Origin of the sequence: Streptomyces sp. DSM 40750 (genome assembly GCF_024612035.1) — a bacterium.
Lineage (GTDB): Bacteria > Actinomycetota > Actinomycetes > Streptomycetales > Streptomycetaceae > Streptomyces.
Genome location: NZ_CP102513.1, coordinates 11229495 through 11244184 on the forward strand (window position 1 = coordinate 11229495; position 14690 = coordinate 11244184).

12 protein-coding genes and 1 pseudogene are annotated in these 14690 nt (G+C 70.6%); 7 read left to right on the forward strand and 6 right to left on the reverse strand.

Annotated elements, in window-relative coordinates:
• Positions 1-10 precede the first annotated feature (10 nt).
• Positions 11-2095, reverse strand: a complete 2085-nt coding sequence (locus JIX55_RS49245; RefSeq protein WP_257561382.1) for an acetoacetate--CoA ligase — start codon at positions 2093-2095, stop codon at positions 11-13.
• Between the two features lie 121 nt (positions 2096-2216).
• On the opposite strand from JIX55_RS49245, the gene JIX55_RS49250 reads away from it, so the two are divergent.
• Positions 2217-3029, forward strand: coding sequence for an IclR family transcriptional regulator domain-containing protein (locus tag JIX55_RS49250; protein WP_257561381.1), 813 nt, complete (start codon positions 2217-2219; stop codon positions 3027-3029).
• 28 nt (positions 3030-3057) lie between these two features.
• Here JIX55_RS49250 and JIX55_RS49255 read toward each other — a convergent pair whose 3' ends face one another.
• Positions 3058-3435: a MerR family transcriptional regulator gene (locus tag JIX55_RS49255; protein WP_257561380.1), complete on the reverse strand. Its 378-nt coding sequence runs from the start codon at positions 3433-3435 to the stop codon at positions 3058-3060.
• 121 nt (positions 3436-3556) lie between these two features.
• Between JIX55_RS49255 and JIX55_RS49260 the strand changes: the two genes are divergently transcribed.
• From JIX55_RS49260 to JIX55_RS49270, 3 genes are all read left to right on the forward strand, one after another.
• Positions 3557-4480, forward strand: coding sequence for an NADP-dependent oxidoreductase (locus JIX55_RS49260; RefSeq protein WP_257561379.1), 924 nt, complete (start codon positions 3557-3559; stop codon positions 4478-4480).
• A gap of 137 nt (positions 4481-4617) precedes the next feature.
• Entirely contained in the window at positions 4618-5997 is a 1380-nt protein-coding gene (locus tag JIX55_RS49265; protein WP_257561378.1) for an MFS transporter, read from the forward strand.
• A 31-nt stretch (positions 5998-6028) separates the two neighbouring features.
• Positions 6029-6982, forward strand: a complete 954-nt coding sequence (locus JIX55_RS49270; protein WP_257561376.1) for a sugar-binding transcriptional regulator — start codon at positions 6029-6031, stop codon at positions 6980-6982.
• A 267-nt stretch (positions 6983-7249) separates the two neighbouring features.
• Here the strand turns inward: JIX55_RS49270 and JIX55_RS49275 are convergent, their stop codons facing one another.
• From JIX55_RS49275 to JIX55_RS49290, 4 genes are all read right to left on the reverse strand, one after another.
• The gene (locus JIX55_RS49275; RefSeq protein ID WP_257561375.1) at positions 7250-8023 is read right to left on the reverse strand and encodes an SDR family oxidoreductase; all 774 of its coding nucleotides are present in this window, start codon (positions 8021-8023) and stop codon (positions 7250-7252) included.
• Between the two features lie 134 nt (positions 8024-8157).
• Entirely contained in the window at positions 8158-9684 is a 1527-nt protein-coding gene (locus JIX55_RS49280) for an FGGY-family carbohydrate kinase (RefSeq protein ID WP_257561374.1), read from the reverse strand.
• Positions 9681-10676 carry a transketolase family protein gene (locus JIX55_RS49285; RefSeq protein WP_257561373.1) on the reverse strand — a complete coding sequence of 332 codons (996 nt, stop codon included), beginning with the start codon at positions 10674-10676 and terminating at the stop codon, positions 9681-9683. Before JIX55_RS49285 ends, JIX55_RS49280 begins: the two co-directional genes overlap by 4 nt.
• The gene (locus tag JIX55_RS49290) at positions 10673-11566 is read right to left on the reverse strand and encodes a transketolase (protein ID WP_257561372.1); all 894 of its coding nucleotides are present in this window, start codon (positions 11564-11566) and stop codon (positions 10673-10675) included. The genes JIX55_RS49285 and JIX55_RS49290 overlap by 4 nt, the downstream gene beginning before the upstream one ends.
• Positions 11567-11725: 159 nt before the next feature.
• Here JIX55_RS49290 and JIX55_RS49295 point away from each other — a divergent pair.
• From JIX55_RS49295 to JIX55_RS49300, 3 genes and pseudogenes are all read left to right on the forward strand, one after another.
• Positions 11726-12064 (forward strand): annotated as a pseudogene (locus tag JIX55_RS49295) (transketolase); the annotation flags it as partial.
• Complete coding sequence (locus JIX55_RS51770; protein ID WP_443046769.1) at positions 12016-12162, forward strand: hypothetical protein; 147 nt, start codon at positions 12016-12018, stop codon at positions 12160-12162. The pseudogene JIX55_RS49295 and the gene JIX55_RS51770, both read left to right, overlap by 49 nt.
• Before the next feature lie 184 nt (positions 12163-12346).
• Positions 12347-14665: an ATP-binding protein gene (locus tag JIX55_RS49300; protein WP_257561371.1), complete on the forward strand. Its 2319-nt coding sequence runs from the start codon at positions 12347-12349 to the stop codon at positions 14663-14665.
• Positions 14666-14690 lie beyond the last annotated feature (25 nt).

Here is a 14690-nt window from a genome sequence, read left to right on the forward strand (position 1 = left end):
AGGGTGCGGCTCAGATTGCGGTGGTGGCGGCAGCGGTCAGGGGGTAATCGCGCTGGGTACGGGCGTACCGGGCGAGGGCGTCGAGTGCGCGGGGATCGGCCACCGTGCTGCGGTCGGCCGCCTGTTCGACGGGTGTGCCGAGCAGGATCCTGCGCGCCGGTACTTCGAGTTTCTTGCCGGTGAGGGTGGTCGGGACGGCCGGGACCTGGATGATCCTGTCCGGTACGTGCCGGGGGCTGTACTCCCGGCGCAGCCGGGCGCGGATCGTGTTCTCGATCCCGGCGTCGAGGGTCACGCCCTCCTCGAGGGCGACGAACAGCGGCATGAAGAACTTCTCGTCCGGCAGGTCGAGACTGACGACCAAGGCCGCGGCGACCTGGTCCAGGGCTTCGACCACGCGGTAGATCTCCGCGGTGCCGATACGCACACCCTGCCGGTTGAGCGTGGCGTCGGACCGGCCCAGCACGAAGCAGCCACCGCGCATGTTGACCTTGAAGAAGTCGCCGTGCCGCCAGACACCGGGGAAGTCCTCGAAGTAGGAGCGGCGGTACCGTTCGTCGCCGTTCGGGCCCCAGAACGTCACCGGCATGGACGGCATGGGCTCGATGATGACCAACTCGCCGACCCCGTCGACGATTTCGCGGCCGTTCTCGCCATACGCGTACGCCGCGACACCGAGAGACCGTGCCTGCATCTCACCGGCGTACACGGGGAGCGTGGGCACCCCGCCGACGAAGCCGGTGCAGCAGTCGGTGCCGCCGCTGCCGGTGGTGACCCACAGATCCGCCTTGACGTTGCGGTAGAACCACGCGGTGCACTGCGGCGACACCGGTGAACCGGCCGGCATGACCGTGCGCAGGGCCGACAGGTCGTACCGCTCACCGGGCACGATGCCGGACTTGCTCATGAGGTCGACATAGGCCGGACTGGCGCCGAAGAAGGTGGTCCCGGCGTCCTGCGCGATCCGCCACAGCACGTCCGGCTCCGGATGAGCCGGGTTCCCGTCGTACAGCACTGGGCAGGCCCCGACCAGCAGGGAGCTGATCAGGAAGTTCCACATCATCCAGCCGGTGGTGGTGAAGAACAGCGGCCGGTCGCCCTCGCGCAGGTCCATGTGGAAGGTCTGCAGCTTCAGCTGCTCCAGTAGGATCCCGCCGTGGCCGTGCACGATCGCTTTGGGCAGCCCTGTCGTACCGGACGAGAAGAGCACCCATAGCGGGTGGTCGAAGGGAACGTGCTCGTACGCGAAATCTTCGGCCGACACGGGCGGGTGGTCGAAAACCTCCTCCCACAGCAAGCCACCGTCGACGACCGGCCGGGTGTTCCCGTCGCCGGGGCCGGGCAGGTGGATGACGTGCTCCAGGCCCGGCAGGGCCTCGGCGATGAGGCGGGCCTCCTCCCGACGGTCGAAGGTCTTCCCGCCGTAGCGGTAGCCGTCGACGCAGAACAGGACCTTAGGACGCAGCTGGCCGAGCCGGTCGACCACGCCTCGCGACCCGAAGTCCGGGGAGGCGCTCGCCCACACCGCGCCCACGGCCGTCGTCGCGAGCATCGCGATCGCGGCTTGCGGCACGTTCGGCAGATAGCCGCATACGCGGTCGCCAGGACGTACCCCGAGCGAACGAAGCCGGGTCGCCAGGATGCGTACCTGGCCCGCGAGATCCTCCCACGGCAACCCGGCCGGAGCAGCGCCCTCCGAGCAGAACAGCAAGGCGTCGGTCCCGGGGCGTTCGTGGCGCAGAACATGCTCGGCATAGTTCAGCCGGGCCCCGGGGAACCACTGCGCGCCCGGCATGTCCCGGCTGCCGAGCACCGCGGAGTACGGCGTCACGGACCGGATGCCGAAGTAGTCCCACAGCGCGCCCCAGAAACCCTCCAGGTCGGTGACGGACCAGCGCCACAGCTCGTCGTAATCGTCGAACCGCTGCCCGCGCTCGCGGACCAGCCAGTCCATGAAGCCCGTCAAATTCGCCTCGGCAACCCGCTGCGGGCCGGGCGTCCACAGCAGCTCGCCTTCGGCCACCATCACGGGCTCGTCGGCTGTGCCGGGCTTCGAGTCAGGGACCGGTGAGCTCACTGCTGCCTCGACGGCCATGTCGCCTCCTTGCGTCACGGAACGAACAGTCCACGACAGGCCATAGCCCAGGCAACCATCGCCTGCTAACTTTTCACGCAGTGAAATCGGTTTGGCATCTCCGCAGGTGAGAGCAGGTTCCATGCGGAACTACCAGGTGAAAACGATCAGCTCCTTGGAGCGCGGGCTGCAGGTGCTGCGGGTCCTTCAGGAGATGCGTGCCGCAAGCCTCCACGATCTGCACCAGGTAACCGGCATCCCCAAGGCCACGCTGCTCCGGATCCTTCACACCTGCAACCAGCAGGATCTGGTGTGGCAGAGGCTCGCCGACGGGGCGTTCATCGCGAGCCTCAGACCACAGCGCGCCCCGCACGACGACGCCGAGTGGCTCGGCGAGCTGGCGTCGCAGGTCCTGGAAGAGCTGTGCGAACGCGTGATGTGGCCCTCCGTGCTGACCGTGCCGCGCCTGGACTACATGGAGACGATCGACACGAACAGTCCGAAGGCCTACTTCGACGAGGTCGTCCCCGTCGCTCCCATCGGCTTCCGCTCGCACATGCTGCTCGGGGCCTCGGGCCGGGCCTACATCGCCTTCTGCCCCGAGCGGGAGCGGGAAGCGGTCCTGCGCCGCATTCGCGAACACGATGCCCCCGGCAACGCGTATGCCCACGACCCCGGGTGGCTGCGTCGTCTGCTGGCGACCACTCGGTCACGCGGGTACAGCGTGCGCGCGCCGGAGTACGACTTCGACGGCCGCAATTCGATCGCCGTTCCGATCCGTGTGGAAGGGGAGGTGCTGGGGTGCGTCAACGTGACCTGGCGCAGGACGGTCATGTCCGCGCAGGAAGTGGCACGTCGTCACCTGAATGACCTGCAGGACGCGGTGCACAGGATCGAAGCGCGGGTGGCGGCAGCTGCCCCGCAACGACTGGGCGGTCCCGGCGCGGGCCTCTGAGGCCCGACGGCACATCCGGCTCCGCGGGTCAGCCGGCCGCTGTCGCCCGCAGCGCCTCGCGGTGGGCTCGGGCACTGGTCATCAGCGCGTCGAGCGCGTCCCGGGTGCGTACGAGGTCAGCGACGTGCTGGGTCAACCGGTCGTGCTCCTGCGCCATTCGCTCCAGCGCGGCGTCGGAGTTGCTCTCACTGGGGGCATCGACGCACGGCAGCAGTTCCGCGATCGTACGGCTGGACAGCCCGGCGGCGAACAACCGCTGGACGAATTCGACCCGCTCCACGTCGGTGTCCGTGTAGTGCCGCTGCCCGCTGGCACTGCGGGTGCTGGTGAGCAAACCCTGCTCCTCGTAGTAACGCAAGGAGCGGACGCTGACCCCGGAACGTGACGCCAGCTCCCCGATCCGCATGTCGCCCTCCAGTTTGTGACCTTCGACATGGGCCTTGCCCCTGACACCAATGTGAGGTCCTAGCGTAACTGGCGTGCCCGAGCCCCGGGCGTCATGGATCAAGAGGAATGGTGAGAGGCGTATGCGAGCGGTTGTCGCCCGTCGTTACGGCGGCCCCGAGGCCCTGGAACTCATGGAGATCGACAAGCCCGAGTCCGGTGCCGGATCGGTGCTGATACGGGTGAAGGCCGCAGGGGTCAATCCGGTCGACTGGCACGTCGTCGCCGGCCACCTCAACTCGATCCTGGAGGTCAGCCTTCCGCTGGTGCCGGGCTTCGACGTCGCGGGCGTGATCGAGGCGGTCGGCCCGGGCGTCACGGAGTTCTCCGTCGGCGACGAGGTCTTCGGCTACGTCCGGACGGAGCAGGTGCGGCACGGCACCTACGCGGAGCTCGTCGCCGCGCCCGTGCACACCCTCGCGCGCAAGCCCGCGTCGCTGACCTGGCACCAGGCGGCCGGCCTCCCGCTCGTAGGGCTCACCGCGCTGCAGTCGCTGTCCCGGGTGGGTGCCCGGTCGGAGGAGACGGTCCTGGTGCACGCCGCGGCCGGCGGTGTCGGTTCCGTGGCGGTGCAGATCGCTGTGGCCAGGGGCGCCCGGGTCATCGGTACGGCCGGTGAACGCAACCACGAGTTCCTGCGCTCCCTGGGCGCCGAACCCGTCGTCTACGGCGATGGCCTGGCCGAGCGCGTGCGGGAGCTGGCTCCCGAAGGTGTGGACGCGGCCGTGGACTGCGTGGGTGGTGACGCCGTGGCTGTCTCACAGGAACTGCTGAAGGACCCCTCCCGGGTCGCCTCGATCGTCGACCCCGACGTGGCTCGGCGCGGCGGACACCAGGTATGGACCCAGCCCGATCCCTCGGAGCTCGCCGCACTGGCGAGCCTCGCGGACGCCGGCGGCCTCACCGTCCACATCGACCGCGTGCTGCCCTTGTCAGAGGCCGCCGAAGCCTTCCGCCTCAGCCAGACCGGACGGGTCCGCGGCAAGATCGTGCTTGAGATCGGCTGACCGTTGGAGCGGTGCGACGAGAGGGTTGGTTCGCAAGCGCTTTCTCCTCCTGGTGCGGGTATGTAGATTGGTCCGCTCCGGGTGGGCGCCGATGCCCGGACTGTCATCCGTCCCCGCTCGCACGGAGAAGCTTTCTCATGGACCAGGCCGTGCGTCGGCGCCGTCAGTCGCTGTTCCTGATGTTCCTGCTGGCCGGGATCGCGATGTCGTCGTGGGTGACGCGCACGCCCGCGATCCGGGACGAGCTGGACGTGTCCACCGCGCAGATGGGGCTGGTGCTGTTCGGGCTGTCGCTCGGTTCGATGCTGGGGATCATCTGCTCGGGGCGGTTGGTGTCCAGGTTCGGGACGCGGCCTGTCATCACCTGGGGGACATGGCTGCTCATCGCCGGTGTCGTCACGATCTCCGCCGGAAGTGCCGCGGCGTCGGTACTGGCGGTGACAGCGGGCCTGTGCGCCTTCGGTGCGGGCATGGGCGTCGGCGACGTGGCCGTGAACGTCGACGGCACGGGCGTCGAGCGCATCAGCGGTGTGACCACCCTGCCCGCGTTGCACGGCTTCTTCAGCCTGGGCACGGTCTGCGGCGCCGGTGCGGGCATGGCGGCGACGGCGGCCGGGGTGCCGGTGCACTGGCACCTCGCGGCGGTCGTCCTGCCGGCCGCCGGTCTTCTCCTCTACGCGATGCGCGGCATCCCGGCGGGCACCGGCCGCGCCGCCCCCGAGGCGTGGCGGGAAGACGGCCGCGGTGTACGGCACCCGGCGGTGTGGAAGGACGGAAGGCTCCTCCTCATCGGCGCGATCGTGCTGGCCATGGCGTTGGCCGAGGGCTCGGCCAACGACTGGCTGCCGCTGCTCATGGTCGACGGACACGGCATGGACGCCACCTCGGGCTCCCTCGTCTACGCCGGATTCGCCGCCGCGATGACACTGGGCCGCTTCACCGGCACGTTCTTCCTCAACCGCTTCGGCCGCACAGCCGTCGTACGCGCCAGCGCCGCCGCGGGTGCGGTCGGCCTGCTTCTCGTGATCGCCTCGGACAACCCCGTCCTCGCCGGCGCCGCCGTGCCGTTGTGGGGGCTGGGCGCCGCGCTCGGCTTCCCTCTCGCGCTCTCCGCCGCCGGGGAATCCGGTCCCGACGAAACGGCTCGGGTCAGTCTGGTCGCCGTTATCGGCTACGTCGCCTTCCTCGTCGGACCACCGGGTCTCGGCTTCCTCGGCGACCACATCGGCCTGCGCCCCGCCATGCTCGTCGTCCTCGCCTGCGTGGCCTGCGCAGCCTTACTGGCCCCCGCGGTCGAGACCCGGCCCCGTACCGGTGTCGCGGCGTCCGCGCCTGACGGCGCCGTCGAGTGCCCCGCCACAGCCGACGACACCGACCGGTGTGAGCCGCCTGCTCACCTGCTCACAGTCGCCGAGCGGGCGTTCGCTCTGCGCCCAACAGAGTCCGACTCGGCCTGTGCGAATATCTATGCAGGGCTGTTGAAGCAGGCGCTGGCAAGCGTGGGTAACGCAGCGTGAGATGACTTAAGGACGACAGAAGAGGTGTCCCGTGGCGATCGTCGGCGAGGAACTGCGGATGATGACGCACGTGGCCCGGCTGTATCACCTTCAGGGCATACGCCAGCCGGAGATCGCGGCGCGGCTGGATCTGTCGCAGGCGAAGGTCTCGCGGCTGCTCAAGAAGGCGCAGGACCGGGGAATCGTGCGGATCACTGTGACGCCGCCGTCCGGCACCCACCCGGACCTGGAAGACGGTCTGCAGGACCGCTATGGCCTGAAGCTCGCTCTGGTCGTCGACACCGCTCCGGACAACGAGCGCACCATGCTCGGCGATCTCGGTGCGGCCGCCGCCTACTACCTTCAGACGACGTTGCGTTCGGACGACACCGTGGGCATCTCGTCATGGAGCGCCAGTCTGCTCGCCACGGTGCAGGCGATGCAGCCGGTTCCCGGGCTGAAGGACGTACGCATCGTGCAGGCGGTGGGCGGCATCGGGGACCCCGCCGCGGCGGGCCACGCCTCGCGGATGACCGGGCAGCTGGCGCAGTTGGTGAACGGCGAGGCCGTCTATCTGCAGGCGCCCGGTGTGGCCGGGTCGGCGGAAAGCGCGCAGGCGCTGCGCGCGGACCCGTTCGTGTCGGCGGCGCTGGGCGAGCTGGGTGATCTGGACGTGGCGCTGGTGGGCATCGGAGAGATCACCCCGTCAAGCACGCTCGCCCGCAGCGGCAACGCCTTCTCCGACGAGGAGCGCGCCGAGCTGGAGAAGCAGGGCGCGGTGGGCGACGTGTGCCTGCGGTTCTACGACGCTCAGGGCCGGCCGGTCGAGTCCGAGCTGGACTCCCGGGTCGTCGGAATCACGCGTGAGCAGCTCGCTGCCGCCCGCCGGAAGATGGGGGTGGCAGGCGGCAGCCGCAAGCACAAGGCGATTCGGGCGGCCGTGGCGGGCGGCCTGGTGGACGTGCTGGTGACCGATCAGGAGACGGCAGCGGCCTTGATGGCCTGATCGTCGGGCACCGCCTCGGTCGGGGCCGCGTCGACGCGGTATCGGGGTCGGCCGGGCTCTTGAGGAAGGGCGCGCGGTATGCCAGGCGGGCGGTCCAGTGCTGGTCGTGCGAAGCGGCGGTCGTACGGGTGGGGGAGGGGACCATGCACAGTCCGCGGGCTCGTGCGACATGCAGGTGGTGAAAGCGCAGGATAAGGGGGAAAAGCGCGGGGGCCGCGGTCGGCCGCGGCCCCTGGAGCACGCTGATGGGCTTGCTGCGCCGGGCACTCACCAGCAGACGTAGCCGCCGTCGACGATCAGGTCGGAGCCGGTGACGAAGGACGCGGCGTCGGAGGCGAGGAAGACCGCGGGGCCCACCATCTCCTCGACCTCGGCGATGCGGCCGAGCGGGGTGTCGGCGGCGTACGCCTTGAGACGCTCGGCCACCTCGGGCCGCTTGTTCATCGGCGTGAGGGTGTAGCCCGGGCTGATCGAGTTGACCCGGATTCCACGGTCGGCCCACTCCGTGGCCAAGCTCTTGGTGAGGTGCATGACGCCGGCCTTGGAGGCGTTGTAGTGGGCCTGCAGCAGTCCGCGGTTGGCGATGGTCCCGGACATGGAGGCGATGTTGATGATCGACCCGCCGCCGTGGGCGAGCATCACCCGGGCCTCGGCCTGGGCACTGAGGAACACACCGGTGAGGTTGATGTCGACGACACGGCGGAAGTCCTCGGCGGACATGTCCTCTGCGGCGGTGGCGCCGGCCACCCCCGCGCAGTTGACCGCGGTACGGATCGGGCCGACCGATTCGACGGCGGTGCGGACTGCCTCGGCCAGGGACTCGGGGGACGTGACGTCTCCACCGACGCCCACAGCCCTGCCACGCGCCGCGACGATCTGGTCGGCGGTGGCCTGGGCGGCCTCGGCGTCACGGTCGAAGCAGGCGACGTCGGCGCCGCAGGCGGCGAAGCCCAGCGCGATGGCCCGGCCGATGCCGCTGCCCGCGCCGGTGATGAACGCGGCCTTGTCTTTGAGGGAGAACGCCTCGGGGGTGAAGGTCATGATGCGGCTCTTTCGACAGTGGTGGAGCGGGCGAGGGAGAACGGGCGCGGGTGCCTGGCCGGCGTTGACCTCGGCACGCGCGGGCGGCGGGTGGGATCGCGATTCGTGGGTGGGCCTACAGGTCCCGGCCGGTGTCAGGTCCTTTTCCCACGGGCGCAGGCGACCGCGTCGTGCCATCCGGCCATGCGGCGGTCGCGCCAGGCGTCGTCCTCGTGCGAGGTGAAGCGGGTGCCCTGCGGGGTGAGCGCGGGCAGGTCGGCGTCGTCCCAGATGCCGAGCGCCGTGCCGGCCAGATACGCGACACCCAGGGCGGACACCTCCGGCCGGCCCGCCCGAAGTACTGGTCGGCCGATCAGCTCGGCCTGGAGCGTCATAAGGCGGTCGTTGCCCGTCGGACCGCCGTCCGTGCGCAGCTCGGAGACCGGGCCACCGAGGACGGTGTCGAAACGGGAGAGCGTGTCGGCCACCTGGAAGGCCATCGACTCGACCGCGGCACGCGCCACTTCGGCGGGGCCGGTGTCGAAGTCCATGCCGACCAGCAGCGCACGGGCGCCGCGGTCCCAGTACGGGGCGCCCAGTCCGGAGAACGCCGGGACCAGGTACACCTCGGCGGCCTCCCGTGCATCGACGGCCAGAGCGGCGATGCCGGCCGAGTCAGTGCCGAGCAACTGGGCGGCCCAGCGGATCGCCGTGCCCGCGGAGGCTATGTTCGCCTCCAGGGCGTGGGCGGCACCGGCGTCCCGGGTGCGCCGCCACGCCAGGGTGGCGGCGATGCCTTCGGCGGGCCGGCGCCCCTCGGGGTTGAGGACCATCAGCGAGGCGCCGGTGCCGTACGTGGCCTTCACCACGCCCGGGCGGCCGTGGCTCTGCGCGAAGAGCGCGGCGTGCGAGTCCCCGAGCACCGCCGCGATGGGCAGCCCGTCCGCGACGCCCGGTACGTTCCGGGTGTGGCCCAGCTCCTGGCCCGCACCGTCCGAGGCTGCGATACGGGGGAGTGCCGTACGGGGAATGCGGAACAGGTCGAGCAAGTCCGGGTCCCAGTCGGCGTTGGCCAGGCGCACGAGCTGGGTGCGGGAGGCGCAGCCGGTCTCGGTGGCGTCGGTGGCGCCACCGGTGAGCCGGTGCAGCAGCCAGGCGTCGACCGTGCCGACGCGCAGCCGCCCGGCGGCCGATCTCTCACGGTTCGGGTCGAGCCGGTCGAGCAGCCACTCGGCCTTGGTCGCGGAGAACATCGGGTCCACCGGCAGGCCGGTGCGGCCGCTGATCAGTCCGCCCTCGGCCGAGGCGGCCAGCTTGGCGCACCGCTCGGCGGTACGCCGGTCCTGCCAGCTCACGAGCGGCGACAGCGCGGCGCCGGTGTCCGGGTCCCAGACCAGGACGGCCTCACGTTGGAGGCTCAGCCCCAGGCCGACGATGTGCGTGCCCGCGGTACCGGCCTGGGCGGCCAGTTCCTCGGCCACCCCGGTGACGCTGCGCCACAGGACGGCCGGGTCCTGCTCGACCCATCCGGGCTGGGGGTACTGCTGGGTCAGCGGCCGGTGCGCGGTGGCGACCACCCGTCCGTCCTCCGTGACGAGCAGCCCCTTGGTCCCGCTGGTGCCCTGGTCGAGGGCGAGGACGGCGCCTCTGCCCACGGCAGCGCCTCTGCCCACGACACTCATGCCGCCGCTCCCTGCCCGGTGCCCGTCAACTCGCGCGCGGCGCGGACGACGGCCTCGGCGTCGATGCCGAAGTACTCGGACAGGAAGGCCGGGCTGCCGGTCGGGGTGAACTCGTCGCGCACGCCGAGCAGTTTCATCGGCATGGGGTTACGGGTGGCGAGGAACTCCGCGACGGCGCTGCCGAGCCCGCCGTGGACGTTGGCCTCCTCGACGGTGATGATGCGGCCGGTCTCGGCGGCTGCCGCGAGCAGCGCCTCCTCGTCCAGTGGCTTGACGGTGGAGAAGTTGAGGACGCGCGCGTCGATCCCCTCGGCGGCCAGCTTCGCGGAGGCGGCCAACGCGGCAGAGACCGTTGTGCCCACACCGATCAGCGTAACGTCGCCGCCGTCGCGCAGAACCGCTGCGCGGCCTGCATCGAAGGGGACGTGCGGGGCCAGGTCCGGCACCTTGGTGCGGCCGATACGCAGGTAGACAGGACCCTCATACTGGTGGGCCCAGCGCAGCGCCTCACGCGTCTCAGCCGGATCGGCCGGTGCCAGGACGACCATCTCGGGCAGCGTACGCATCCAGGCGAAGTCCTCGACACCGTGGTGGGTCGGGCCGAGCTGACCGTAGGCGAAGCCGGGGCTCATGGCGCACAGCTTGACGTTGGTGCGCGAGTAGGCGACGTCCGCCTTGATCTGTTCCAGGGCGCGGCCGGTGAGGAAGGGGGCCGCCGCACAGACGAACGGGATACGGCCACCGTTCGCGAGGCCGGCGCCCGCGCCGACCATCAGCTGCTCGGCGATGCCGACGTTGACCAGCCGGTCCGGGAAGCGCTGCTGGAACTCCTTGAGGTTGGAGGAGCCGACGGAGTCGTTGCAGACGGCCACCGTGCGCGGGTCGGCCTCCGCGAGCTCGATCAGCGTCTCGGCGAACGCCTTGCGGCAGTCGTGCAGCTCGGCGGCTACGGCCTTGGCGGTGCTCGCGGCTGCGGCAGTGGTGGTGCTCATCGGGCGGTCAACTCCTCGAAGGCGGCGGCGGTCTGTTCGGCGGTCGGCACCTTGTGGTGCCACTCGACGCGGTCCTCGATGAAGGACACGCCCTTGCCCTTGATCGTGTCGGCGATCAGGCACAGCGGGCGGTCGTCGAGGGAGCGCTCCTCGACCAGGGCCTGGTGGAGTGCCTCGTAGTCGTGGCCGTCGACGGCGCGGACGTCGAAGCCGAAGGAAGCCCACTTGGCGTCCAGCGGGTCCAGGCCCGAAGTCTCCTCGGTGGCGGCGCCTTGCTGGAAGCGGTTGCGGTCGACGATCACGGTCAGCCGGCCGAGGCGCTGCTGGGACGCGCTCATAGCCGCCTCCCAGTTGCTTCCTTCCTGCAACTCACCATCACCTGTGAGTACGAAGGTGCGTCGGTCGGAACCGTCCAGCTTGGCGGCGATCGCCATACCCACGGCGACCGGGAAGCCGTGTCCCAGCGGCCCGGTGTTGGTCTCCACCCCGGGCACCTTGCGCCGGTTGGGGTGGCCGTTGAGCGGCGACAGCGGCTCCATGAACGTGGCCAGCTCAGCCTCGGGGAAGAAGCCGGCGTGCGCCAGGGTCGAGTACAGGATGCCTGCGGCATGGCCCTTGCTGAGGACGAACCGGTCGCGTTCGGCCCACTCCGGTTCCTCGGGACGGACGTCGAGGACCGCGAAGTACAGCACGGTGACGATGTCGGCGGCGGAGAAGTCCCCGCCGATGTGACCCTGACCGGCCCGGCTGATCATCTCCAGATCGCTGCGGCGGATCGAGTAGGCCAGCTCCCTCAGGCGCGCGGCGCGCTCTGCCGATGGCGCTGCGCGCAGCTCGCGCCTGATGTCGGCGAGCCGCGCCGTGGCGCCGGGGACTGGTGCGAGAACCATGGGTGCATATCCATTCAGGTCTGCGTTACGATTCACCCGAAGTGAAGCCCGCGAATCCGAATGCGTCAAGGGGGTTGGGCCGCAACGGCCCGAGCGAGAGCCGGAAGGAGCCCTGACGCGGTGAGCGCACACGCGACCCGGCGGGTCGAGTGGAGTGAGATGGGCCGGCGTGCCGTGGAAACCGCACGTGTCCTGTCCGCGGACGCGGTCCAGAAGATCGGCAACGGCCATCCGGGGACGGCGATGAGCCTGGCCCCAGCCGCATACACCCTCTTCCGGAAGGTGATGCGACACGACCCCTGCGACGCCGAGTGCGTCGGCCGCGACCGCTTCGTCCTGTCCGCAGGGCACTCCTCGCTCACCCACTACACCCAGCTCTACCTGGATCACTTCGGCGCCTCCGCCAGCGTCACGAAGCTCTTCAGGAGTACGGCTTCACTGCCGCCAAGGTGGCCGGAGAGGGTGTCGCGATCTGGCTGGACGACCTGTCCCGCGGGCGGATCACCTCCGGCTATCTTGCCGAGCTGCTCGCAACCGGTACGTCGTTCGCGCGCCCGGTCCACGACCGCCGAGGCAACCCCTCACCAGTTCTGTGACTGGTGAGAACTCAGTCACAGCCCGCACCTGGGGCCTATGGACCACTGGATACTGTTCAGTAGGATAAACACGACCGTGTCCGATCCGCCGCGGATGGGCACGGTCGCTGGGGTACGTACGGCATTGGCCTGCGCCCCAACCGCCCGCAATGAAGCGTGCTGCCACCGCAGACAGGCGTCCTTGGTGCTCCAGGACGATTGCGAGCCGTTGGAAGGCGAGAAGGTCGTGACCACCCAGACATCAGACGTGGGGAAACTGCCCGCGCCCCTGACCACGTTCGTGGGCAGGCGCCACGACCTCGCCGAAGTGCGCGACCGGCTGGGGACGACGCGGCTGCTGACGCTCACCGGTGCGGGCGGGGTGGGCAAGACACGCCTGGCGCTGGAAGTGGCTGCCGCGTCGGCGGCGGAATTCGCGGACGGTGTGTGGCTGGTGGATCTGGCGCCGGTACGGGACCCGTCGCTGGTGGCGAGCGTCACGGCGACCGCGCTGGGGATGCCGGACCTGGGCACCGGACTGGTCATCGACCAGCTCGCCGCCTTTCTGACCCCCCGCCGGGCGCTGATCGTGCTGGACAACTGCGAGCACCTCGTCGACGCCTGCGCCGACCTGGCCCATGCGCTGCTGACGGCCTGCCCGGCGCTGCGCATACTGGCGACGAGCCGCCGGGCGCTGGGAATCTACGGCGAGCGCGTCTTCGCCGTTCCTCCGCTGGCGCCGGACGACGCGGTGGAACTGCTGCGGGACCGGGCCACCGCCGTCCGCCCGGAGTTCCAGGTCACCGACGGCAACCGCGCCCAGGTCCGCCGACTGTGCGACGACCTGGACGGGCTGCCGCTGGCCATCGAGCTGGCCGCGTCCCGGCTGCGGACCCTCACCGTCGACGAGGCCGTGAACCGGCTGGAGAACCGCTTCGGGCTGCTCACGGGCGGCAGCCGGGTCGCCCGGCCGCACCAGCGGACGCTACGCGCATTGATCGACTGGAGTCACGAGCTGTGCACCCCCGACGAACGGCTGCTGTGGCACCGGCTGTCGGTCTTCGCCGGCGACTTCTGCCTGGACGCGGCCGAGGCCGTCTGCGCGGGCGACGGCATCGGCGGCGACGAGGTACTCGATCTCCTCGACCGACTGGTCGTCCAGTCGATCGTGGTGCCCACCGAGCGCGAGGGCCTGCCGCGCTACCGGCTGCTGGAGACCATCCGCCAGTACGGGCGGGACCGGATCGCCGAATCCGGCCAAGAGCGGCAGACGCTACAACGGCACCACAATTTCTACCTGGCCCTCGCCGAGCGCGTCGCCGACGGCTGGTACGGCCCAGGCCAGGAGGAGGCCCTGGCCCGCCTGCGCGCCGAGCATGCCAATCTGCTGGCCGCGCTGGCTTACGACTACGACCCGCAGGCCACCCTCGCGCTGACCGCCGCGCTGCGGTTCCACTGGTGCGCCGGCGGATTCCTCGCCGAAGGGCGACGGCAGCTCGACCGTGCGCTCGCCGCCGCGCCCGAACCCAGCCAGGCTCGCTCCCGGGCGCTGTGCGCCGCGTCCTGGGTGGCGCTGCTGCAGAGCGACCATGGGGCGGCCGACCGGTGGCTGGCCGAGGCCGGAGAGCTGGGTGCGCAGCAGGACGATCGGGTGGTGCGCGCGCACGTCCTGGGCCTTCGCGGCTCATTGGCGGCGTTCCAGGGGCGGTTGGCGGAGGCAGTGCCGTTGTTCGAGCGCGCGGTCGCTGCCCACACAACAGCCGGGGATGAGGCCTCGGTGGTGTTCGAACTGTTCCAGTTGGCTGCGGTTCAAATGGACCTGGGGAACCCAAGTGGGGCGGAGACCGCCCGGCATGCGGTCGCCTTGGCTGAGGCGCACGGCGAGCGGTGGGCGCGCGCACACGCGATGTGGACGCTGAGCTGCCACGCCTGGAGGCACGGTGACCGCGAGGAGGCCCTGGCGCTGATCCGGGCCGCGCTCGAGATCGAGCGGGGCTTCAACGAGCCGCTCAGTGCCGCGCTGATGCTGGAGACTCTCGCTTGGATCATCGCTTCCTGCGGGGAGTACGAGCGAGCAGGTCGGCTACTGGGCTCCGCGGGCAAGCTGTGGCGCGATGTGGGCGCGGACCTGTCCGCGTTCGGTCCGCCGCATGGCGAGGACCACACCCAGTGCGCACAGTCGGTCGTACGAGCACTGGGTCCGCAGGCGTACGAGAAGGCCCTCGCGGAGGGCGGCCGCCACAGCGGCCCCGACGAGGCCATCGCCTACGCCCTGCGCAACGAATCCGAGCCGACCGGCAGGCCTCCTTCCCTTGTCCCCGGCCCGAGCCCGTTGACCCCCAGGGAGTGGGAAGTGGCCGCTCTGGTGGCCGAGGGCATGAGCAACCGGCAGATCGCCTCCGCGCTCGCCCGCTCCCCGCGCACGGTCCACGGCCACATCGAGAACATCCTGGCCAAGCTCGGCTTCAGCTGCCGCGCCCAGATCGCGTCCTGGTGGACAGCGAACCAGGCGGCCACCCCGTAGGACAACCCCGTAGAAATACCCAGGC

Bases quoted from the DNA above. Each gene is read 5' to 3' on its own strand.
- JIX55_RS49245 (WP_257561382.1), bottom strand. From the start codon at position 2,095: ATGGCCGTCGAGGCAGCAGTGAGCTCACCGGTCCCTGACTCGAAGCCC.
- JIX55_RS49250 (WP_257561381.1), top strand. From the start codon at position 2,217: ATGCGGAACTACCAGGTGAAAACGATCAGCTCCTTGGAGCGCGGGCTG.
- JIX55_RS49255 (WP_257561380.1), bottom strand. From the start codon at position 3,435: ATGCGGATCGGGGAGCTGGCGTCACGTTCCGGGGTCAGCGTCCGCTCC.
- JIX55_RS49260 (WP_257561379.1), top strand. From the start codon at position 3,557: ATGCGAGCGGTTGTCGCCCGTCGTTACGGCGGCCCCGAGGCCCTGGAA.
- JIX55_RS49265 (WP_257561378.1), top strand. From the start codon at position 4,618: ATGGACCAGGCCGTGCGTCGGCGCCGTCAGTCGCTGTTCCTGATGTTC.
- JIX55_RS49275 (WP_257561375.1), bottom strand. From the start codon at position 8,023: ATGACCTTCACCCCCGAGGCGTTCTCCCTCAAAGACAAGGCCGCGTTC.
- JIX55_RS49280 (WP_257561374.1), bottom strand. From the start codon at position 9,684: ATGAGTGTCGTGGGCAGAGGCGCTGCCGTGGGCAGAGGCGCCGTCCTC.
- JIX55_RS49285 (WP_257561373.1), bottom strand. From the start codon at position 10,676: ATGAGCACCACCACTGCCGCAGCCGCGAGCACCGCCAAGGCCGTAGCC.
- JIX55_RS49290 (WP_257561372.1), bottom strand. From the start codon at position 11,566: ATGGTTCTCGCACCAGTCCCCGGCGCCACGGCGCGGCTCGCCGACATC.